Below are 19,700 nucleotides of genomic sequence, written 5' to 3'. Positions count from 1 at the left end.
CGGTCACAGCGGCCAGACGTACGGCCCCTCGGGGTCGTCCAGCCAGGCCCACTCGTACCGCCCGCGCACGGTGACCCCGAAGCGCTCGCGCACCGGACGGCCCTCGCGCTCCCACAGCGCGAGGGCCTCGTGCGGATCCAGGCTGCCCCCGGTCAGCTCGAGGAGGAAGCGGAACAGCTCGTTCTGCAAGGCCCGGCGCGGCAGCCCTCCGACGTGCCGCTCAAGAGGGGCCCTTCCGCTGCCGCCGCGCAACGGCACGAAGTAGGCGGGCGTGTGCAGGAAGCGCCCCTCGGCGTGCTCGGCGTCCCGTACGGTCAGCGCGATCAGGCCGGTGGCCAGCGGCGCGAGGACGCGGGCGCCGGGCGCGCACTGGGCGAGCCAGCGCCGGGGCACCGAGGTGAGGGTGCAGGTGACGATGATCCGGTCGTAGGGCGCGCGCTCGGGACAGCCGGCCGCCCCGTCGCCGGTCACCACGGCCGGGCGGTATCCGGCGGCCGCCAGATGCCGCCGCGCGGACTCCGTGATCTCGGGGTCGAGGTCGACGGTCGTGACGTGGTCGTCGCCGAGCCGGTGGGCGAGCAGCGCCGCGTTGTAGCCGGTACCCGCGCCGATCTCCAGGACGCGGTCCGTCTCGCGCACGTCCAGTTCGACGAGCATCCTCGCCATCAGGGACGGCTGGCTGCTGGAGGAGATCAGCTCCCCGTCGCGCAGGCGCGTGGCGAGCGGCGCGTCGGCGTAGGCCCCGCGCAGCCAGCGGGTGCGGCGCCCGGGGTCGGGGTCCTCGCCCCACAGCCGTTCGTAGCCGCCGCCGGCGCCGACGTAGTAATACGGCACGAACAGGTGCCGCGGCACGGCCTCGAACGCCGCCCGCCAGGCGGGATCGTCCCGCCAGGCCCCGCTCGCCTCGATCGCGCGCACCAGGGCGGCCCGTACCTCCGCGACGAGTGCGGGATCGGGTTCCATGGGTCCACTGTGCGGCGCGGAGGCCGCCGATGCGAGTGGTCCTAAGCCTTCCGTCCTCGGTCGCCCCGTCTGAGACCATGGACGTTGTGAAAGAGATCCCGCGCGGCACGCTTCAGGAGCAGACCTACTACGAACAGGTCGGCGGCGAGGAGACCTTCCGGCGCCTGGTGCACTTCTTCTACCAGGGGGTCGCGGAGGATCCGCTGCTGCGGCCGATGTACCCGGAGGAGGACCTGGGCCCGGCCGAGGAGCGCCTCGCGCTCTTCCTGATGCAGTACTGGGGCGGCCCCCGCACCTACAGCGACAACCGCGGCCACCCGCGCCTGCGCATGCGGCACGCGCCGTTCACGGTGGACAGGGCCGCGCACGACGCCTGGCTGAAGCACATGCGGGCGGCGGTCGACCAGCTCGGCCTCTCCGAGGAGCACGAGCGGACGCTGTGGAACTACCTGACGTACGCGGCGGCGTCGATGGTGAACTCGGAGGGCTGAGTCACAGGGCCGATGGGGGGCTGACGGGGCGCTGACCGGAGCCCCGCGGCTGCTACGCGGGCGTGACCGAGAGCCCGCCGGTCCCCGCCCGCCGCACGGCGACGGACCCGTAAGCCGTACGCAACCGGAGCCACGCCCCCGAGGACAGCAGCGCCAGCGCGTCCCCCCGCAGGAACCCGAGGGACTGCGCGGCGTGCGCGGCCCGCACGGGAAGCTCCGTCCCGCCGATCGTGCGGGACCATATCTCCCGGCCCACACGGTCCAGCTCGGCCCGCACCCGCCGCTCGGCGGGCAGTTCCTCGACACGGGCCTTGAATTCGGTGACGGCCGCCGCCACCAGGGCCCGCACCGCGTCCATCACGGGAAGCGCGGGCTCCTGCCGCCAGCCGCCCCGCGGCGGCAGCACGCCCGCCCAGGGCGGCCCGGTGACAGCCTCCGGTACGGCGGCGACGCCCGCCGCCGCCACCGACTGCGCCGACTCCCCGACGTACTCCAGGAACTCACCGGCGGAGACGGTGACGTCGAGCGTGGTGTCGAGCCCGTGCTCGTACGGCTTGGCGAGCCGCGCCGTGCGAATGGCGAGCACCTCGAACGACGGCGGCCGCCCGAACACGGCGAGCGTGTCCCCGGCGGCCTGGAGCCGCACCGCGGCGGCCCTGTCGTAGTGGATCAGCCGGGCCAGGAAGGCGGCGAGGTCGCCCGCCTCCCCGGCATCGGCGAAGTGCAGCCGCGCGGTCATGCGGCGAGCGCCCCCGAGCCACTGTCGGAGCCGTCGTCGACGTACTCCTGGAGGAAGGACCTCTCCTCCGCCGAGATCCGCCGGGGCCGCTGCGCCTCCAGGTCGAACGGCACGACCACGGTCGAGGCCCGCACATACACCTGGTCCGCGTCCTTGATCTCGTACGCGATCGTCAGCGAGGCCGCGCCGATCTTCGTCACCCACGACTCGATGGTGACCGGCTCGTGCCGGTGCACCAGCGGCCGTACGTAGTCGATCTCGTGCCGGGCCACGACCGAGCCGCCCGAGAACGACGGGGACCCGTCACCCGGCGCCAGCCGGAACATGAAGTCGATGCGCGCCTCCTCCAAGTACCGGACGAAGACGGCGTTGTTGACGTGCCCGAAGGCATCCATGTCCGACCAGCGCAGCGGGCACTGGTATAGGTGTCGAGCCACAGCCGCCTCAGCCTCGCGTGAGCTTCTTGTAGGTGGCGCGGTGCGGACGGGCCGCGTCCGGGCCGAGCCGCTCGATCTTGTTCTTCTCGTACGCCTCGAAGTTGCCCTCGAACCAGAACCACTTGGAGTCGCCCTCGTACGCCAGGATGTGCGTGGCGACGCGGTCGAGGAACCAGCGGTCGTGGGAGACGACCACGGCCGCACCCGGGAACTCGAGCAGCGCGTTCTCCAGCGAGGACAGCGTCTCGACGTCCAGGTCGTTCGTCGGTTCGTCGAGGAGGAGCAGGTTGCCGCCCTGCTTGAGGGTGAGCGCGAGGTTCAGGCGGTTGCGCTCACCGCCGGAGAGGACACCGGCGGGCTTCTGCTGGTCCGGGCCCTTGAAGCCGAAGGCGCTCACGTACGCGCGGCTCGGCATCTCGACCTGGCCGACGTTGATGTAGTCCAGCTCGTCCGAGACGACCGCCCACAGGGTCTTCTTCGGGTCGATGTTGGCGCGGCTCTGGTCGACGTAGGAGATCTTGACCGTGTCGCCGACCTTGATGGAACCGGCGTCCGGCTCCTCCAGGCCCTGGATCATCTTGAACAGCGTGGTCTTGCCCGCGCCGTTCGGACCGATGACACCGACGATGCCGTTGCGCGGCAGGGTGAAGCTCAGGTCGTCGATCAGGACCTTCTCGCCGAAGGCCTTCGAGAGGTTGTTGACCTCGACGACGATGTTGCCCAGGCGCGGGCCCGGCGGGATCTGGATCTCCTCGAAGTCCAGCTTCCGCATCTTGTCCGCCTCGGCGGCCATCTCCTCGTAACGGGCGAGGCGCGCCTTGGACTTGGCCTGGCGCCCCTTGGCGTTCGAGCGCACCCACTCAAGCTCTTCCTTGAGGCGCTTGGCGCGCTTGGCGTCCTTCTGCCCCTCGACCTTGAGACGGGTCTGCTTGGTCTCCAGGTAGGTGGAGTAGTTGCCCTCGTAGCCGATGGCGCGGCCGCGGTCCAGCTCCAGGATCCAGCCCGCCACGTTGTCGAGGAAGTACCGGTCGTGGGTGACGGCGACGACGGTGCCGGGGTACTTCGCGAGGTGCTGCTCCAGCCACTGCACGGACTCGGCGTCCAGGTGGTTGGTGGGCTCGTCGAGGAGCAGCAGGTCGGGGGCTTCGAGGAGCAGCTTGCAGAGCGCGACGCGGCGCTTCTCGCCACCGGAGAGGTTGGTGACGGCCCAGTCGCCGGGCGGGCAGCCCAGGGCGTCCATGGCCTGCTCCAGCTGGGCGTCGAGGTCCCACGCGTTGGCGTGGTCCAGGTCCTCCTGGAGCTTGCCCATCTCCTCCATCAGCGCGTCGGAGTAGTCGGTGGCCATCAGCTCGGCGACCTCGTTGAAGCGCCGCAGCTTGCCCATGACCTCCTTCGCCCCGTCCTGCACGTTCTCCAGGACGGTCTTGGACTCGTCGAGGGGCGGCTCCTGGAGGAGCATGCCGACGGTGTAGCCGGGCGAGAGGAAGGCATCGCCGTTGGAGGGCTGCTCGATGCCCGCCATGATCTTGAGCACCGTGGACTTACCGGCGCCGTTGGGGCCCACGACACCGATCTTCGCGCCAGGAAGGAAGCTCAAGGTGACGTCGTCGAGGATCACCTTGTCGCCGTGCGCCTTGCGCGTCTTGCGCATGGTGTAGATGTACTCAGCCAAGAGAAACCGTCCGGCAATCAGTGAGTGGGCAGATACACCCCATCTTGCCGTACGGCCACCCGCCGGAGGAAACCAGCGGGGTCGGCGGCGACCTTTCGGCGGGGCCCCGAGCGAGATGTTGCTGCTCCGATCGCGCGGAGGGACGCTGAAAGAGACGTCACCGGGTCTCAGCGAGCGCGGATGAGACCGTGCCGGTCGTGGTGGCCGGAAGGAGTAGGTGTGATGAGGGTCATGCTACGAGCGCGGCTGGACACCCAGGCGTCGAACGAAGCCATCAGGAGCGGCGCACTGCCGAAGATCATGCAGGCGCTGACGGAGACGCTCAAGCCCGAGGCGGCCTACTTCGGCCCCTCCGACGGCGGACGGTCCTGCACCTTCGTCTTCGACATGCAGGACAGTTCACAGATGCCCACCATCGCCGAGCCGCTCTTCGAGCAACTCGGCGCGGAGATCGACATCCACCCGGTCATGAACACCGAAGACCTCCAGAAGGGACTTGCCGCCCTACAGAACAGCTGACTCCGCCGGGCGGCCGCCCCCCGTTCACTTCTCCGTGGACGTCTCCTCGGATGCCTCCGCCGGGTCCTTCTTGGCGCGCAGGAAGAAGACCGCCGCCCCGCCGATCAGGACGAAGCCGACGGCGATCCCGGCTATCAGCGGCGTGTTGCTCGAACTGCCGGTCTCGGCCAGGTCGCCGCCGCCTGAGGTGCCGCCCGCCGACGCGGGGCTCGGCTCGTTGGCAGGCTGGGCCTTGTTTTCCGTCGCGGTGCCCTCGGTCTCGCAGTCGAGGACGCCCTTGAAGCGCTTCTCGACGCCGTTCGGCCCCTTGATCGTGAAGTCGTAGGGCTGATCCTCCTGCAACGGGATCGTCACCGTCTGCGACGCGCCCGCCTCGATCGTGTGCTTGAAGCCCATCAACCGGAAGGTGAAGGGCTCGTCTCCCTTGTTGCTCGCCGTGATGTCGACGCCGCCCTTGGCGCAGTTCTTCTCCGCCGACAGCGCCGGTACCGCGCCCTCGGCCGCCCAGTCCGCCGTCGCCGTCGCGGACACCGTCGACTCGCTGGAGCCCGCGAGGATCTGCGTTTGGCTCCTCGTCTCGGAGGTGAAGGCGCGGCCCACCGGCACGGTCGTCGACGCCTGGACCGAGAGTGCGGCCGAGCCGTCCGGCGCCTCCTCCGGGACATCGAAGTAGAGCCTGCTGCCGTCGCCCGCGGACTTCACCGGCTTGCCGTCCTTGCCGACGACCTTCACGCCGCTCGCCACGGAGTCCGCGGGCGGTGTCACCGTCACCGCTTCCGCGTCGGTCCGCACGGTGACCGGGCCGAGCCGATCACCGGCCTGTCCGGACACGGCGGGCGGCTCCAGCGTCAGCGAGGCCTTGGGCTCCGCGCTGTCGCGCGCGCTCTTGTGCAGATAGTCGGCGAGCTTCTCGGCCTGCGGGTCGACGGCGTCGACCCGTGCGCCGTCCGAGTACCGCCAGATCGCCACCTGGGTGCCGGCCGCGGCGGACTGCTCGGTGAGGGAGGTCGCGCCCGCCTTCTTGGCCAGCGCCGCCAGGTCGTTCACCTGTGGGTAGGAGTGCTGGAGGATCCAGCGGATCCGGCCCGCGTCGCGATTGCCGTCGAGCGAGGTGCCGCTCCAGGGGGTCTCCTGGTACTTGGCGTCGTTCTGCGTGGGGTTGTGGATGTCGACGCAGTACGTCTGGAGCGTGCCGCCGCCCTCGACGGACATCTCGAAGAGCCCGGCGGGGACCTGCTGCGAGCTGCCGCCCTCACGGACGACGGCCTGGCCGTACGTCTGCAATCCGCCCAGCGTCGCGGTCGCTCCGCCCCGGTGCTGCGGGGCCTCCTCCGCCGCCGCCGCGCCCGCGGCGGCCACCGCTCCCGCGGCGACGAGCCCCGTCGCCGCGGACACGGCGGCGAGACGGGCGGCGCCTCGACTACGTATGGACAACGCAGAAAACACTGAATTCCCCTCCGGGCGGGACCCGTTCACAACGATGGGGGGTGGTCCCGCCAGCAGATTGAAAGGGGCAGGATCCCCTGCCACCTGCGTGGCATCTCCTGCCAACTGCCCCGTGAGCTACGTCCGGCATCCTAGGGAAGCGGCACACCACGACCCTCAGTCATACCGTCGTATCACCGATCCGACTCGGAATCGTTATCCCCAACACCCCTCCCGAGCTGGGCTTATCGACAAATCAACGGCATTCGAGGGCATCCGCGCGCCCGCTGCGGACGTCATCCGACCGGCTCCGTCTCCCGCACGGAAGCGGGATCCGTCAGCGACGCGTCCCCCTTGATCACTCGCCGGAACGCCGCGGTGCCGCGCGACAGATCGTGGCCGATGGCCTGCGCGTCGATGTCCGCGGACGTCCAGTGCTGCCCGCCGCGCTCCTCGTCCCGCACCTTCAACCGGCCCTGCACGATGACCGGTTCACCCACCGACAGCGACCCCTGCACGTTCTTCCCGAGTGACCGATTGGCCCACACCGTGAAGAAGTTGGTGTGTCCGTCGTTCCAGGTGTTCTTCACCGCGTCGAAGTACCGCGACGTCACCGCGAGCCGGAACCGCGCCACCGGTCCCGACGGCAGCTCCCGGTACACCGGCGTCGTCGCGACGTTCCCCACCACCGTCACCATCGTCTCGTTCATGCCCTTCCCCTCCCATGCGTCCGTCCGCGCCGCCGCGCCTTCCGCGGCCGCGATCTCAGACTGCACCGATCGGGCCGAGCCCGCTGAGCCCTGTGTGCTACCCACCGGTTGTGGAAAACTCCGTCACCCCAAAGGGGTTTCCTGGCGTCACCCCAAGGGGGATTTCCTGCGTCACCCCAAAGGAACTCCTGCGGCCCGCGCCCCCGTCACCCGCACGTACTGCTCCCGTACCTCCCGGTACCGCAGCAGCTCGGCCGCCACCGGATCCAGGACCCTGGCCCGCCCGCACCCGGCGGCCGCCTCCCGAAGCCGCCGTTCCGCCTCCTGCCCGTAGCGGCGCGCGGGCCCCCGCGCCGCCATCCTGCTCGCCCACTCCACACACGGGCCGCCCACGATGCCCGCCAGCATCAGCAGCACCGGAACGCCGAGATTGGGCTCGCAGATCCCGATGATCTGCCCCACAAGCCAGAGCCCGCCCACGACTTGGAGCATCGTCATCGCCGCCTGCGCGAGGACCGCGACCGGCCACCACCCGGGCCGCGGCGGGCGCCCGGTCGGCACGCCCGCCGTCACCGACAGCTCGTCGAGCGCCTCGGGCAGCCCCTCCGCGCCGCGCGCCGCGGCCTCCCGCACGGCCTGCGCCCAGGGCACGGGAAGCCCCGCCGCCGCCTCGTCGGCCACCGTGCGCACGGCGAACTCCACGCGCTGGCGTGCCGTCGCCTCCTCGTCCACCGGGACCGGTACGAGGGACAGCGTGTCGCTGTGCGGCGAGCGCTGCCCCTCGTACCACCGCCACAGCCTCAGCCAGGGGTCGCCGCACGCCCTGCCCGCGTGCCTGCGCCAGGCCCGCTCCGCCGCGTCCCCGGCGGCCGCCGCGCCCACCGCGTCGGCGAGGCGGTCGGCGAACTCCTCGCGGGCCTCCTCGCTGAGTCCGATCCGCCCGCGGTTCCGGCCGCGGGGCGACCCGGCGACGTACACCGGACGCAGCCGTTCCGCGGCGGCGTCCAGATCCGCGGAGATCCGGCGGGCCGCGGCGCCCCGCTCCTGGGTGAACTGGCCGAGCGCCTCGCGCAGTTCCCCGAGACCGTCGCCGGTCAGCGCGGAGATCGCGAGCACCGTGGCGCCCGGTTCCCCGTGCTCGCCGAGCGCGATGCCGTCCTCGTCGAGGAGGCGGCGCAGGTCGTCGAGGACCTGGTCGGCGGCGTCGCCGGGGAGCCGGTCGATCTGGTTCAGCACGACGAAGGTGACCTCGGCGTGCCCCGCCATGGGCCGCAGATAGCGCTCGTGGACCATCGCGTCGGCGTACTTCTCCGGGTCGACGACCCAGATGACGGCGTCGACGAGCGCCAGGATCCGGTCGACGTGCTCCCGGTGCTCGCTGACCGCCGAGTCGTGGTCGGGCAGGTCGATCAGTACGAGCCCTTGGAGTTCGTCGGCGCCGGGCCCCTGGAGGGGGCGGCGGCGCAGCCGGCCCGGGATGCCGAGCCGGTCGAGCAGCCCCGCGGCGCCGTCCGTCCAGCTGCAACCGATCGGCGCGGCCGTGGTCGGCCTGCGTACGCCCGTCTCCGAGATCATCACCCCGGCGAGGGCGTTGAAGAGCGTGGACTTGCCGCTTCCGGTGGCTCCCGCGATGGCGACGACGGTGTGCCGTTCGGAGAGCCTGCGCCGGGCGGCGGCCTCGTCGAGGACCCGGCCCGCCTCGGCGAGGGTGCCGCTGTCCAGACGGGTGCGGGAGAGCCCGACGAGTTCGCGCAGCGCGTCGAGCCGCTCGCGCAGGGGTCCTTCGTACGATGTGGGCGCCCCCGTGGGGACGTACGCGCGGACCTCGGGGGTCGGCGGCTGCTGCCCTTCGGCGACGCGGCGGGCGATGAGGCCGTCGTCCCAGGCCTCTTCGGAGCCGTCGGGTGCCCGGCCGGGGCCGTCGGGTGCCCGGCTGGGGCCGTCGGGTGCCCGGCCGGGGCGGTCAGGTGTCCGGCTCGGGCGGTCAGGTGCCCTGCCGGGCCGGTCAGGTGCCCTGCTGGGCCGGTCAGGTGCCGGGCCGGGGCCGCCGGGGGTGCGTCCGTAGCCGCCGGCTGAGCGTCCGGGGCCATCGGGGGAACGTCCGGGGCCATCGGGCGACCTACCGGAGCCGTCGGGCGACCGGCCAGGGCCTCCGGAACGCTCCCCACGCCCCTCCCGATTCCCCCGCTCCTGCCGCTCCTCCCGCTTCTCCCGCTCCTCCCGCTCGTCGCGTTCGGTGTGATCAGTGAGGGCAGTCACCGCCTTCACCTCTCCTTCTGTAGTAGAGACAGGGCGGCGATCAGCTCTGCCTGGGGTTCGGGGTGCACCTCAAGGGCGTCCAGAGGGGCGAGCCGCCGTTCGCGCTCGGTGGCGAGGACCTTCTCCAAGTAGTCGGTCAGCAGGCGCCCGCCGCGGTCGCGCAGCCGGACCGCGCCCGGGGCGCCGATCCGTTCGGCGAGGATCTCCCCGGCCGCGCGGGCCCGGTGCCCGCCGAGCAGGGCGGTGGCGAGCAGCGCGGCGACGACCTCGGGGTCGGGCAGCGGGGTCTTGTCGACCCGCTCCATGCCCCGCACCTCGTCCTCGGCGTACTCCTCCAGGACGCGCCGCCATCTGCGTACGGCCATCCCGATGCGGTGCTCGGCGCTCTCCGCCTGGGGGTCGCGGCCGGCGAGTCCGGCGACGTCGGCGGCGGATTCGCGCCGCCAGGCCTCGTCGATGCGTTCGTCGGCGGCGGTGACGGCACACAGCAGCAGCGCCTCCAGGCTCTCGGCGATGGCGTCGAGCAGCTCGCCGGGTCCGCAGTCGAGCGGATAGCTGCGCCACCGCTTCAGGGCGTCCCCCGCGAGGACGCCCCCCGCTTGCAGACGGTCTGCCACGCGCGCGTGCTCGTGGTCGTACGCCTCGTCGACGGCGGAGGTGAGCCGTAGCGCGGCGGCGTACTGGGCGGCGACGGCGCCCGCGAGTTCGGGCAGCCGGGAGTCGAGCGAGCGGAGGACGCCGTGTGCCGTACGGGCGATGGCGTGGGCGCGGGCCGCGGGTTCCTGGACGCGGTGGGTGAGCCAGGCGCGCAGCGGAGCGACGGCGGTGGCGGGGAGCAGCCCCCCGCCGCCCGCGGATTCGGGCAGCTCGGGCACGGTGAAGCGCGGTACGTCGCCGAGCCCGGCCTTCGCCAGCAGGGCGCCGAACTGCCGTGACACCTCGCTCACGACCTGGTGGGGCACGCGGTCGAGGACGGTGACGAGGGTGGCGTCGTGCTCCTTGGCGGTACGCAGCAGATGCCAGGGCACGGCGTCCGCGTACCGCGAGGCGGTGGTGACCATGACCCAGACGTCGGCCGCGGAGATCAGCTCGGCGGCCAGGACGCGGTTGTCGGCGACGAGCGAGTCGACGTCGGGCGCGTCGAGCAGCGCGAGCCCGCGCGGCAGGCTGTCGGCGGTCTCGATCCGCAGGGCGCGTTCCTGTTCGTCGCCGAGCCCCGGCGACTCGTCACCGAACCCCGGCAGCCCGTCACCGGGATCCCCGTCGTCCTCTCCCTCTCCTCCCTCCGTCTTCTCTTGATGGGGCATCCACACGCGCGTGAGGTCGGGCAGTACGCGCATCCCGGCGAACCAGTGATGATCGTCGGGATGGCAGACGAGCACCGGCGTACGCGTCGTGGGCCGCAGCACACCCGCTTCGCTGACCTGACGCCCCACCAGGGAGTTCACCAGCGTGGACTTGCCCGCTCCGGTGGATCCTCCGATGACGGCGAGCAGGGGCGCTTCGGGCGCCTTGAGCCGGGGCACCAGATAGTCATCGAGCTGCGCGAGCAACTCGTCCCGGTTGGCACGCGCGCGTGGCGCCCCCGGCAGGGGGAGCGGAAAGCGTGCGGCGGCGACACGCTCGCGCAGGGCGGAGAGTGCGTCAAGCAATTGAGGCCGTACGTCCAAGGTCACCACATGCGAAGAATGCCCAATTTTGGCGGCTTTCTGAAGCATATGAGCGCCTCTGCGCGCCGATCGGACACAGGGGATGGAAGGGGCGACTGCGGGCGCAGGCATAACGAGTGCACAACACCCGGGGCGTGAGGCGTCAAAAGCGATGCGAGATTCGCACCTACCTGCGATTATCGGGATCGCTTCACCGAACCTCCACATCGTGGCGCGGAGGCGAAGCACCAGGGGCAGGGACCCGGGAGCCCTATCCTTGTCCCCGGCAAGGTCACGGATCTTCCCCGCATCCGCCCCGTGCCACCGGCCACACCCGGCCCCCGTAGCTCAGTGGATAGAGCAGGCGCCTTCTAAGCGCTTGGCCGCAGGTTCGAGTCCTGCCGGGGGCGCAAACATAGCCTCACCTGCGGAAACGTGTGAGGGGCCCTTTCATGTCCGGAGGCACGTCGCTGTGACGCCAAGCGCCTTCGCCCGGCCGCGATCGTCAACCGGCGCCGGTTCGTTCCCCCGTGCCGAGTTCGCGGCCACGTCGCGCACCGCCCCGGGGGCCTCGACGACCTGATCACCATCGTGCCCGTAACCCGGCCTGAGATCCTGCACGACCGGTAGCACCGCACGACCGGTAGCCACGTGCACGTTGGTTCCGGTCGGCATCCGGTCCTCGAGACCGGGTGGCTCGCGGCCCCCTTCCGGACGGGGATGGGGACTATCCTGAGGTACGGACGTCCCGGACCCCGGCGGACCTGTTGTTGCTCGACGCAGATGGCTGTGGGGAGCGGGCTCTCTTCGTCCGATCGCCCGGCGCATCCCTCTGGAGGGAGACGGGACGGGCCCCTTGTTCCGGTTGGGCACATCGCCGGGCCGTCCGTTCGCTGCCTCCGCCGAATGTCTGCCCGTGCCGGGAGACCGGCCGTATTCCACGGCTCCGCCCGGCAGGTCTTTGGAACGAGGCTTCATGCCCCTACCGCAGTTGAACGTCTACCGGCACGACAGAAGGACCCGGGCCCTGGTCACCCTCGCCGGTGAGATCGACCTACAGACGGTGCCGCTGGTGCGTGCCGCCCTTGAGCGGTGTCTGCGCGACGGCATGCGCACCATCGACGTCGACCTCACTCCCGTCACCTTCTGTGAGTGCTGCGGTCTGAACGCCTTCATCGAGATGTTCCTGCGCACCACCGCGACCGGCGGGACGCTGCGCCTGCACTACCCGCCTCCCCTGCTGGCGTGGATGATCGAGCTGACCCGTTGCGACTTCTTGCTCAAGGAGCCCGCGGCCGCACCCGGGAGGTGCGCCGCGACGACCTCCCGGCCGCGGCGGGAACCGGAGGGGACCGACCGTCGCGTCGGGGCCGGGCGGGCCGGGTGATGTCCGACAGGCGGTCGTTCCGGATCCGGCTTCTCGTCGCCGAGCAGGCCGCCCGGCGCGGCGCCGGCGTCGGCATGGTGGACGTGTGCACCGCTGCGGTGGCCTCGCTGCCGGTCGGCGGGGCCGGGGTGTCCGCGATGTCCCGGACCGCGGCGAACCATCCACTGTGCAGCACCGACGACGTCAGCGAGCAGCTGGAAGAGCTTCAGCTGACCCTGGGTGAAGGGCCGTGCGTGGATGCCTTCACCCACGGCTCGGCCGTCCTGACGCCCGACCTGCGGACCGATGAACTCCAGGGCTGCTGGCCCGTGTTCGCCGAAGCGGCCCTGGAAGCCGGTGCCCTCGCGGTCTTCGCGCTGCCCCTACAGATTGGCGCGATCAGCCCCGGAGTCCTGGATCTCTACGCTCGGGCCCCGGGCCGGTTGGACGCGGAGGATCTGGCCGACGCGCTGGCCTTCGCCGACCTCGCGACGCTGGTCCTGCTGGACGCCCGGATCGACGCGACGGGCGTGCCACCGAAGGACGCGGCGGCGTTGGGGCGCTGCGAGGACCTGGGCGGGTACCGGGCGGAGATCTCCCAGGCCACCGGCATCCTGACCGTCCAGCTCGGTGTCGGTATCGACGAGGCCTTCGTCCGGCTGCGCGCCTACGCCTACGCCCAGGGGCGCCGACTCACCGCCGTGGCCGCCGACGTGGTGGCCCGTCGGCTCCGCTTCTCTCCGGGCGCGGAGCCGATCCGGACCGACGAGGGCGCCTGATGTCCTCGGCCGGTCCGAGCAGCGCTGCGCTACAAACGCAATGCGGCGCGGTCCGGCCCGCGCCGCGCCGCACTTCCCTACCCCATCCCGTAGGACTAGTCTCCACAAAGGGTGTTGACGATGAATGAGCGGCTCTTGGCCAAGACCTTCGTCGAGTTGGCGGACAATCTCGTCGCCGACTTCGACCTGATCGATTTCCTGCGGCTGCTGACCGACCGCTGCGTCGGGGTGCTCGGTGCCAGTGCCGCCGGGGTGCTGCTCGCGGACCGGGACGGTGAACTCCGCGTGATGGCCGCCTCCGACGAACAGGTGCGCCTCCTCGAACTCTTCCAGTTGCAGAACGACGAGGGCCCCTGCCTGGACTGCTTCCGCACGGGCGCCCCGGTGTCCGTACCCGACCTGCGCGCGGAGAGCGCCCGCTGGCCGCGGTTCGTGGCGCAGGCCCAGCTTCACGGGTTCGGCGCGGTCCAGGCCCTGCCGATGCGGCTGCGGGACGAGGTCGTCGGCGCGCTGAATCTCTTCCGGGCCACTCCCGGCCCCTTCGACCCGGTCGGTACGCCCATCGCGCAGGCCCTGGCCGACGTCGCCACCATCAGCCTCCTCCAGCAACGGTCCATCCACCGCTCCACGGTCCTCAACGAGCAGTTGCAGACCGCGCTGAACAGCCGGGTGCTGATCGAACAGGCCAAGGGGAAGCTCGCCGAACGCCACGACATCGACATGGAGCAGGCGTTCACCGCCTTGCGCCGCTATGCCCGCGCCCACAACCGCCGCCTGTCCGACGTGGCCCGCGCCTTCATCGACGACTCCGAGCCCCTCCCCGGCCTGGTGCGCTGAGAGACGGCCATTCACGGGCGGTGCCCCCGCACAGGCGCTTCCCGTTCACAAGCGGCGCCAGCGGGCCGAGGCGAAGGAGAAGGCTCCGAAGAGGATCAGCCCGATCGCCACGGCGACCAGGAGCCAAGGGCCCGCCGGGGTCTGCGTGAAGCTGCGGAGCGTGGCGTCCACGCCCTTGGCCTCGTCCGCGTCGAACTGGACGGCCGCGATCAGGATGAAGATCCCGGCCGCCGCGAACACCGTGCCCCGCGCCACGCCGCCGCCCACTCCCAGGCCGGTCACGATCTGCCGGGTGCGGTGGCTCATCGCGCCCACGTCCAGCTGCTTCAGGAACTTGCGCAGGGCCGCCCGTACCGCGAGTACGGCACCGATGCCGATCAGGAGGCAGCCCCCGGCCCCCACGATGACCTGGCCGTACGGCAGTTTCAGCACCGACGCGGTCCAGTCCTTCGACTGCGCGTTGCCGCTTGAGCCCTGGCCACCGCCCGCGGCGAACGTGGCCGTCGCCCAGCAGACCGACGCGTAGAAGACCGCCCGACCGCCGTCCAGCAGCCGCGAGGCGGCCTTCCGGTCGGGGCCCCTGCTGAGCACCGCGCGGGAGCCCCGCCACAGCGCCATACAGCCGAACCCGACGGCCAGCGTCCACAGCATCGCCTTCCCGAAGGGCTGCTCGGCGACCTGGTCGAGCGCGCCCTGGCGGTCCGCCGACTCCCCACCGCTGCCGAGGGCCATCTGGATCGCCAGGGCGCCGATGAGGACGTACACGACCCCACGCGCCATGAAGCCCGCCCGGCCCGCGGCCGTGAGCGTCTCCTCCTTGGCGGCGTGGGCGGCGGAGCCTCCGTCCCGGCCCGTTCCTTGTGCGTGAGACGCGGTCACTGGTCCTCCCCGAGGCCATGGAGCGCACGATGCGCGTCCCGGCTCACGACTTTCCCTCCGCCCTGTGCAGGCGTCGCAGCGCGCCGCGCAGCGCATGGTCCAGGTGCTCGGGGAACGGGCTTCCTTCGGAGGTGGCGACGAGAGCGACAGCCACCTCCCGGCGCGAGAGGCCGCAGCGCCGCGCGACGTCCATCAGCAGGTCACCTGCCTGTTCATGGGGGCACGGCACCAGGGCCATCATCATCCCGAGGGCCTGGTCGATCACCGCCCGGTCGCTCAGGCCCCGGCGCAACCGGGCGATCTCGGCGCGCAGTTCGACGACAGCCGGGTCCAGGAGGTCGTCGCCCCAGGCCACCTCGCCCGCCCTCATCCACCGGTCTTCCTGGATCGTCACCTTCTGTTCCATGACACCTGCCTCACCACGCACTGCGTGCGCCCGCCCCGCGAAGTCGCCGGGGAACGCTCTGGCACCGGAGACCGAACCGGTCACCGGCGGTGCTGCTCCTTGCCTTCAGCGCGGTCCTGGCGGCTCCAGAGCCCCTGGCGCTGTCGCCGGTAGCGGCGGTCCCACCGGTGGTCGCGGTCTCTGCGGTCCCGGTCGTCGCGGTACTCGTAACCGTCGCCCCGGTGTTGGCCGCCCGCGCCCCTCCGGCCGTAACGCACGGCCACGAAGATCAGCACGCCCCCCGGGCGGAACGGAACCTCGCTGCCGGGGACTGGGGCCTCGCTTCGCAGCATAGCCCTGCCCCGAGGCGATGGATACGCCCGCTGGACGCCCAACCCCACTGCGGATGAAGGACGTTGACAGGGGGTCAGGACAGGCGTTGACTGGCGGTACGGCGTAGGGCCATGCCAATCCGGACCCTTCGGACAACGCATTCCGCCTACCCGCTTCGCCCGGACCCCGCGGAAACCAGGAAACGCTCCGCGCGATCTGGAGGTCCGGCGACGCTCACGTGGATTCTCCTTCCTTCTGCTGACCTTGGCGCTTCTCGGGTTCCGCTTCACCGGAAAAACAACAAAGGCAGTAAGGACAGCCATGAACGCTGGGAACACGCTCAGGAACAAGGCACAGGCCTTCAAGGGCCGTATCACCGAACGCATCGGCCGGAACACCCGCAACAAGCGAATGCAGCGTGAAGGCAGGACCGACCGGGTCTCCGGAAACCTGAAGCAGTCCGGCGGCAAGGCCAAAGACGCCTTTCGCCGCTGACCCATACGCCCCGGATGGTGCTCACGAAACGTGGACGCCATCCGGCCGGCACCATGCCCAGGGAAGTGGGACTTCATGACGTACGACATCGAACGCGCGCGGCAGCCGGCAGACACCGAGAGCCCGGACCTCGCCCCCAGCAGTCACCAGACCGCGGCGCTGCTCTCGAAGGGCGACCGCGACAGGCTCACCCTGCGTCTCCAAAAGGCCCTCAACCTCTTCGTCGAAAGCCCGCGCCAAGCGGTCCAGGAGGCCGACGGCGCCTTCGAGGAAGCCGTCACCCAGCTGAGCACCGCTCTCGCGGAGCGGCGCCGTACCCTGCGCACCGGCTGGCAGGATCTGGGCACCGAAGCGCAGACCGAGGAACTGCGGCTCGCGCTGAGGCAGTACAGGGAGACCACGGAACGGCTGCTGCGTATGTAAGCCCGATCAGCTCCTGGCCCCCGCCCCGCCGGTGCCGCCGTAAAGCTCCTCGATCTCCCGCGCGTACGCCGCCGTCACCGCATGCCGCTTGATCTTCAGGGACGGGGTGAGCAGGCCGTTGGCCTCCGAGAACTCGCCCTCGACCAGCGCGAACCTGCGGATGGACTCGGCCTTGGATACCGCCGCGTTGGCGTGGTCCACGGCGCGTTGGACCTCCGCGATCACCTCCGGGTCGCGGGCCAGCTCCGCGAGCGGCGTGTCCAGGGGGCGTTTGCGTACGGCCAGCCAGTGGTCGACGGCCTCGGGCTCCAGGGTGATCAGTGCGGCGACGTACGAACGGTTGTCCCCCACCACGATGCACTGGCCCACGAGCGCACGGCTGCGGAGGCGGTCCTCCAGGACGGCGGGCGAGACGTTCTTGCCGCCGGAGGTGACGATGATGTCCTTCTTGCGGCCGGTGATGGTGAGGTATCCGGCCTCGTCCAGGGCCCCCAGGTCACCGGTGGCGAGCCAGTCGCCGGTGAGCACGGCGTCCGTCGCCGCCCGGTTGTTCCAGTAGCCGTTGAAGACGATGCCTCCCTTGAGCAGCACCTCCCCGTCGTCCGCTATGCGCACGGCCGTGCCGGGCACGGGCAGGCCGACGGTGCCGGGGCGCGGGCGCAGCGGCGGGGTGATCGTGGCGGCGGCCGTGGTTTCGGTGAGGCCGTAGCCCTCGTAGATGATGATTCCGGCCGCGTAGAAGAAGAGGTTGAGGTCGCGGTCGAGGGGGGAGCCGCCGCTGATCGCGTAGCGCAGGTTGCCGCCGACCTCCTTGCGGATGCGGCGGTAGACGAGGAGTTCGTACAGGGCCCAGCCGAGGCGCAGACCGAGCGAGGGGCCGGGGCGGCTCGGGTCGAGGAACCTGTCCAGGTACGCCTCGCCGAACCGCACCGCGATCCGCTCGGCCCGGTCGAAGGACGCGGCGCGGCCGAGCCTCTCCGCGGTTGCCCGGCCGGTGTCGTGGATCTTCTCGAAGAGGTACGGGACGCCGACGAGGAAGGTCGGTCTGAACGCGCGCAGTTCGGGACGGAGTTCGTCCGGCTTGACGCTCGGGCAGTGGCCCAGTTCGATGCGGGCCAGCATGCAGGCGATCTGCAAGGAGCGGCCCAGGATGTGGGCGAGCGGCAGGAAGAGGAGCGTGGAGGCGACCTGCCCGGTGATCTCCTTGAAGACGGGGTGCAGCAGGTCGACCGTGTTGGCGGCCTCGGCGTGCAGGTTGCCGTGGGTGAGGACGCAGCCCTTGGGGCGGCCGGTGGTGCCGGAGGTGTAGCACAGGGTCGCGATGGAGTCGGGGGTCAGCGCGGAGCGGCGCTTGGTCACCTCCTCGTCGGACAGTTCGCTTCCCAGCGTGGTCAGTTCCGCCATCGCGCCGCCGTCGATGTGCCAGATGCGGGGCGGCTCCACGTGGGTGCGCAGGGCGTCCTCCGCCGTCGCCGCGTTCTCCGCGGTCTCCGCGATCAGGAGGCGGACGCCCGAGTCCCGGACTATCCACTCGATCTGCTCCGCCGAGGACGTCGCGTACACGGGGACGCTCTGGCCGCCCGCCGCCCAGATCGCGAAGTCCAGGACCGCCCATTCGTAGCGGGTACGCGACATCAGCGCGACCCGGCCGCCGGGCTCCAGGCCCGCCGCCAGCAACCCCTTGGCGATGTCGGTGACTTCGCGCGCGAAGGCCGCCGCGGTCACCGGGCGCCAGCGGCCGCCCTCCTTGCGTCGCAGCACCACCGCCTCGGGGGCCTCGGCGGCGTTGGTGAACGGTATGTCGGCGGTGCTGCCCTCGGTGGCCCTCGTCACGAGCGGAGCGGTGCGGGCCTCGCGCACGGTGCCGTGCGCGTCCCTCACCAGCTCGACCTTGGCGCGCTCCGCGAGGTCGCCGCGGCGCTGGGCCCTCTTCAGATCCTTGCGTACGCCCATGACGGCTCCCCGGCTTCGACTTCGGCTATGACCTCGTACGTACGTCCGGACTTTCGGGGCAACTTACTCGCGCGTATGGAAAATGCAATGCCCCCGTCGCGGAGGTGTCGGCACGGGCGGTCGCTCAAGGCGGGCCGGGGCCGCGCCGATCTAGGGCCCATGACCTCTACGTACTCCCCCGGTGTCCGTGAAGCGGAACCCCGGCCGCCCGCCGACGCCCCGCGAGGGTCCTGGCGGGGCCGCGCACGGCTCGGGGCCGCCCTCCTGCCCGCCCTCGTCATCGCCGTCGCCGGCTTCCAGCGGCGGTGGATGTCCGACGACGGCCACATCTACGTGCGGACGGTCCGCCAGGTGCTCGCGGGGAACGGGCCCGTCTTCAACCCCGGGGAGCGTGCCGAGTCGTCCACCGGAACCCTGTGGCAGTGGCTGCTCGTGGGGGCCGGGGCGCCGGGCCTCGACATCGCCACTGCGGCGATGTACGGCGGGCTGCTGCTGACCGCCGCCGGCTTCGTGCTCGCCGGACTCGCGGCGCTCCGCGTATACGGCGGGGGCGGGTTCCTGCTGCCCTGCGGAGCGCTGGTGCTGCTCGCGCTGCCGCCCGTCTGGGACTTCGCGACGTCCGGTCTGGAGACGGGGCTCGCCACCTGCTGGCTCGCGGGGGCCTGGCTGGCGCTCGTCGCACGGCCCCGCACCCTGGCGACCTGCGCGGTGCTGGGCCTCGGCCCCCTCGTACGGCCGGACCTGGCGCTGGTGTCGGTGGTCTTCCTGGCCGCCCAGTGGGTCCTGGCACGCCCCTCGTGGCGCGGCGTCCTCGCGGGCGCCGGTGTCGCCGGGGCGCTCCCCGTCTCGTACGAGATCTTCCGCATGGGGTACTACGGACATCTGATGCCGCTGCCGGGCGTCACCAAGGAGGCCTCGCGCAGCCTGTGGGGGCGGGGGGCGGACTACTTCTGGGACTTCGCCGGGCCCTACGTGCTGTGGCTGCCGCTGCTGATGACCGTCGCGGCGGTCCTCGCGTCCGGCCAGGCGCGTGAGGGGGGCCTCACATCCGGCTGGGCACGGAAGTGGGTTCCCATTCCCGCCTCCGGCCGGGCCCGGGGGTGGGTCCTTTCCTCCGGCCGGGTCCGGGGGTGGGTCCTTGCTTCCGGTCGGAGGCGGGAACAGGTCCTTGCTTCCGGTCGGAGGTGGGAGCGGGTCGTCATGCCCGGCCAGACCAGGGAGGGGAGCCTCGCGTCCGGTCGGGCCCAGGAGCGGGACCTCACGTCCAGTGAGGCACAGAAGCGGGACCGCACGCCCGGTCAGGCACAGAAGCAGCACCCCACACCCGGTCAGACCCAGAAGCAGCACCCCACCCCCAGCCAGACCCAGGGGCCCGCCCCCGCCCCC

19 protein-coding genes, 1 tRNA gene and 1 pseudogene are annotated in these 19,700 nt (G+C 71.5%); 9 read left to right on the top strand and 12 right to left on the bottom strand.

Translation table 11 applies throughout. The annotated features are described in order from the left end of the window. Positions 1 to 3: 3 nt before the first annotated feature. Positions 4 to 963 carry a methyltransferase domain-containing protein gene (locus IG54_RS0128955; RefSeq protein ID WP_030790942.1) on the bottom strand — a complete coding sequence of 320 codons (960 nt, stop codon included), beginning with the start codon at positions 961 to 963 and terminating at the stop codon, positions 4 to 6. A gap of 77 nt (positions 964 to 1,040) precedes the next feature. On the opposite strand from IG54_RS0128955, the gene IG54_RS0128950 reads away from it, so the two are divergent. Next, positions 1,041 to 1,454, top strand: a complete 414-nt coding sequence (locus tag IG54_RS0128950) for a globin (protein ID WP_030790939.1) — start codon at positions 1,041 to 1,043, stop codon at positions 1,452 to 1,454. Positions 1,455 to 1,506: 52 nt separating this feature from the next. Here the strand turns inward: IG54_RS0128950 and IG54_RS0128945 are convergent, their stop codons facing one another. From IG54_RS0128945 to ettA, 3 genes are read right to left on the bottom strand one after another with little or no spacing between them, the layout of a single operon-like run. Then, a complete protein-coding gene (locus IG54_RS0128945) occupies positions 1,507 to 2,193 on the bottom strand; it encodes a hypothetical protein (protein ID WP_030790935.1) in 687 nt (228 codons plus the stop codon). Beyond that, a complete protein-coding gene (locus IG54_RS0128940; protein ID WP_030790932.1) occupies positions 2,190 to 2,630 on the bottom strand; it encodes an acyl-CoA thioesterase in 441 nt (146 codons plus the stop codon). The genes IG54_RS0128945 and IG54_RS0128940 overlap by 4 nt, the downstream gene beginning before the upstream one ends. Positions 2,631 to 2,637: 7 nt before the next feature. Beyond that, on the bottom strand, positions 2,638 to 4,302 hold the full coding sequence (gene ettA, locus IG54_RS0128935; RefSeq protein ID WP_030790919.1) for an energy-dependent translational throttle protein EttA: 1,665 nt from the start codon (positions 4,300 to 4,302) through the stop codon (positions 2,638 to 2,640). 222 nt (positions 4,303 to 4,524) lie between these two features. Between ettA and IG54_RS0128930 the strand changes: the two genes are divergently transcribed. Beyond that, positions 4,525 to 4,821: a DUF3303 family protein gene (locus IG54_RS0128930; protein ID WP_030790915.1), complete on the top strand. Its 297-nt coding sequence runs from the start codon at positions 4,525 to 4,527 to the stop codon at positions 4,819 to 4,821. Positions 4,822 to 4,845: 24 nt separating this feature from the next. On the opposite strand, the gene IG54_RS0128925 is transcribed toward IG54_RS0128930, so the two are convergent. The 4 genes from IG54_RS0128925 to IG54_RS0128910 all read right to left on the bottom strand — a co-directional run bounded on the left by IG54_RS0128925 (position 4,846) and on the right by IG54_RS0128910 (position 10,933). Then, entirely contained in the window at positions 4,846 to 6,255 is a 1,410-nt protein-coding gene (locus IG54_RS0128925) for a Cys-Gln thioester bond-forming surface protein (RefSeq protein WP_234336381.1), read from the bottom strand. A gap of 287 nt (positions 6,256 to 6,542) precedes the next feature. Continuing rightward, a complete protein-coding gene (locus IG54_RS0128920; RefSeq protein WP_051820108.1) occupies positions 6,543 to 6,956 on the bottom strand; it encodes a single-stranded DNA-binding protein in 414 nt (137 codons plus the stop codon). A gap of 171 nt (positions 6,957 to 7,127) precedes the next feature. Continuing rightward, positions 7,128 to 9,215 (bottom strand): YfjP family GTPase, encoded by a 2,088-nt coding sequence (locus IG54_RS0128915; RefSeq protein ID WP_106977117.1) that lies wholly within the window; start codon positions 9,213 to 9,215, stop codon positions 7,128 to 7,130. 5 nt (positions 9,216 to 9,220) lie between these two features. Further along, complete coding sequence (locus IG54_RS0128910) at positions 9,221 to 10,933, bottom strand: dynamin family protein (protein WP_051820107.1); 1,713 nt, start codon at positions 10,931 to 10,933, stop codon at positions 9,221 to 9,223. Positions 10,934 to 11,201: 268 nt separating this feature from the next. On the opposite strand from IG54_RS0128910, the gene IG54_RS0128905 reads away from it, so the two are divergent. From IG54_RS0128905 to IG54_RS0128890, 4 genes are all read left to right on the top strand, one after another. Continuing rightward, positions 11,202 to 11,274 (top strand) — tRNA-Arg (locus IG54_RS0128905). Between the two features lie 566 nt (positions 11,275 to 11,840). After that, complete coding sequence (locus IG54_RS0128900) at positions 11,841 to 12,251, top strand: STAS domain-containing protein (RefSeq protein ID WP_051820106.1); 411 nt, start codon at positions 11,841 to 11,843, stop codon at positions 12,249 to 12,251. Further along, positions 12,251 to 13,009 carry an ANTAR domain-containing protein gene (locus tag IG54_RS0128895; RefSeq protein ID WP_037897920.1) on the top strand — a complete coding sequence of 253 codons (759 nt, stop codon included), beginning with the start codon at positions 12,251 to 12,253 and terminating at the stop codon, positions 13,007 to 13,009. Before IG54_RS0128900 ends, IG54_RS0128895 begins: the two co-directional genes overlap by 1 nt. Positions 13,010 to 13,129: 120 nt before the next feature. Continuing rightward, the gene (locus IG54_RS0128890) at positions 13,130 to 13,846 is read left to right on the top strand and encodes a GAF and ANTAR domain-containing protein (RefSeq protein ID WP_030790898.1); all 717 of its coding nucleotides are present in this window, start codon (positions 13,130 to 13,132) and stop codon (positions 13,844 to 13,846) included. A gap of 45 nt (positions 13,847 to 13,891) precedes the next feature. Here IG54_RS0128890 and IG54_RS0128885 read toward each other — a convergent pair whose 3' ends face one another. From IG54_RS0128885 to IG54_RS0128875, 3 genes are all read right to left on the bottom strand, one after another. Next, a complete protein-coding gene (locus IG54_RS0128885; RefSeq protein ID WP_030790896.1) occupies positions 13,892 to 14,725 on the bottom strand; it encodes a DUF1206 domain-containing protein in 834 nt (277 codons plus the stop codon). A 43-nt stretch (positions 14,726 to 14,768) separates the two neighbouring features. After that, complete coding sequence (locus tag IG54_RS0128880; RefSeq protein ID WP_030790894.1) at positions 14,769 to 15,131, bottom strand: ANTAR domain-containing protein; 363 nt, start codon at positions 15,129 to 15,131, stop codon at positions 14,769 to 14,771. Between the two features lie 80 nt (positions 15,132 to 15,211). After that, positions 15,212 to 15,388, bottom strand: coding sequence for a hypothetical protein (locus IG54_RS0128875; protein ID WP_158708940.1), 177 nt, complete (start codon positions 15,386 to 15,388; stop codon positions 15,212 to 15,214). Positions 15,389 to 15,764: 376 nt separating this feature from the next. Between IG54_RS0128875 and IG54_RS40645 the strand changes: the two genes are divergently transcribed. Then, the gene (locus tag IG54_RS40645) at positions 15,765 to 15,938 is read left to right on the top strand and encodes a CsbD family protein (protein WP_078594633.1); all 174 of its coding nucleotides are present in this window, start codon (positions 15,765 to 15,767) and stop codon (positions 15,936 to 15,938) included. Positions 15,939 to 16,013: 75 nt separating this feature from the next. Beyond that, on the top strand, positions 16,014 to 16,361 hold the full coding sequence (locus IG54_RS0128865; RefSeq protein WP_030790888.1) for a hypothetical protein: 348 nt from the start codon (positions 16,014 to 16,016) through the stop codon (positions 16,359 to 16,361). Between the two features lie 6 nt (positions 16,362 to 16,367). Here IG54_RS0128865 and IG54_RS0128860 read toward each other — a convergent pair whose 3' ends face one another. Continuing rightward, positions 16,368 to 18,314 (bottom strand): AMP-dependent synthetase/ligase, encoded by a 1,947-nt coding sequence (locus IG54_RS0128860; RefSeq protein WP_030790885.1) that lies wholly within the window; start codon positions 18,312 to 18,314, stop codon positions 16,368 to 16,370. A 159-nt stretch (positions 18,315 to 18,473) separates the two neighbouring features. On the opposite strand from IG54_RS0128860, the pseudogene IG54_RS39410 reads away from it, so the two are divergent. Next, positions 18,474 to 19,700, top strand: a pseudogene (locus IG54_RS39410) (hypothetical protein); the annotation flags it as partial.

Source organism: Streptomyces sp. NRRL S-920, assembly GCF_000717945.1.
In the GTDB taxonomy this organism is placed as follows: Bacteria; Actinomycetota; Actinomycetes; order Streptomycetales; family Streptomycetaceae; genus Streptomyces; species Streptomyces alboniger.
This window is presented reverse-complemented; position numbering and strand designations above follow the sequence as displayed.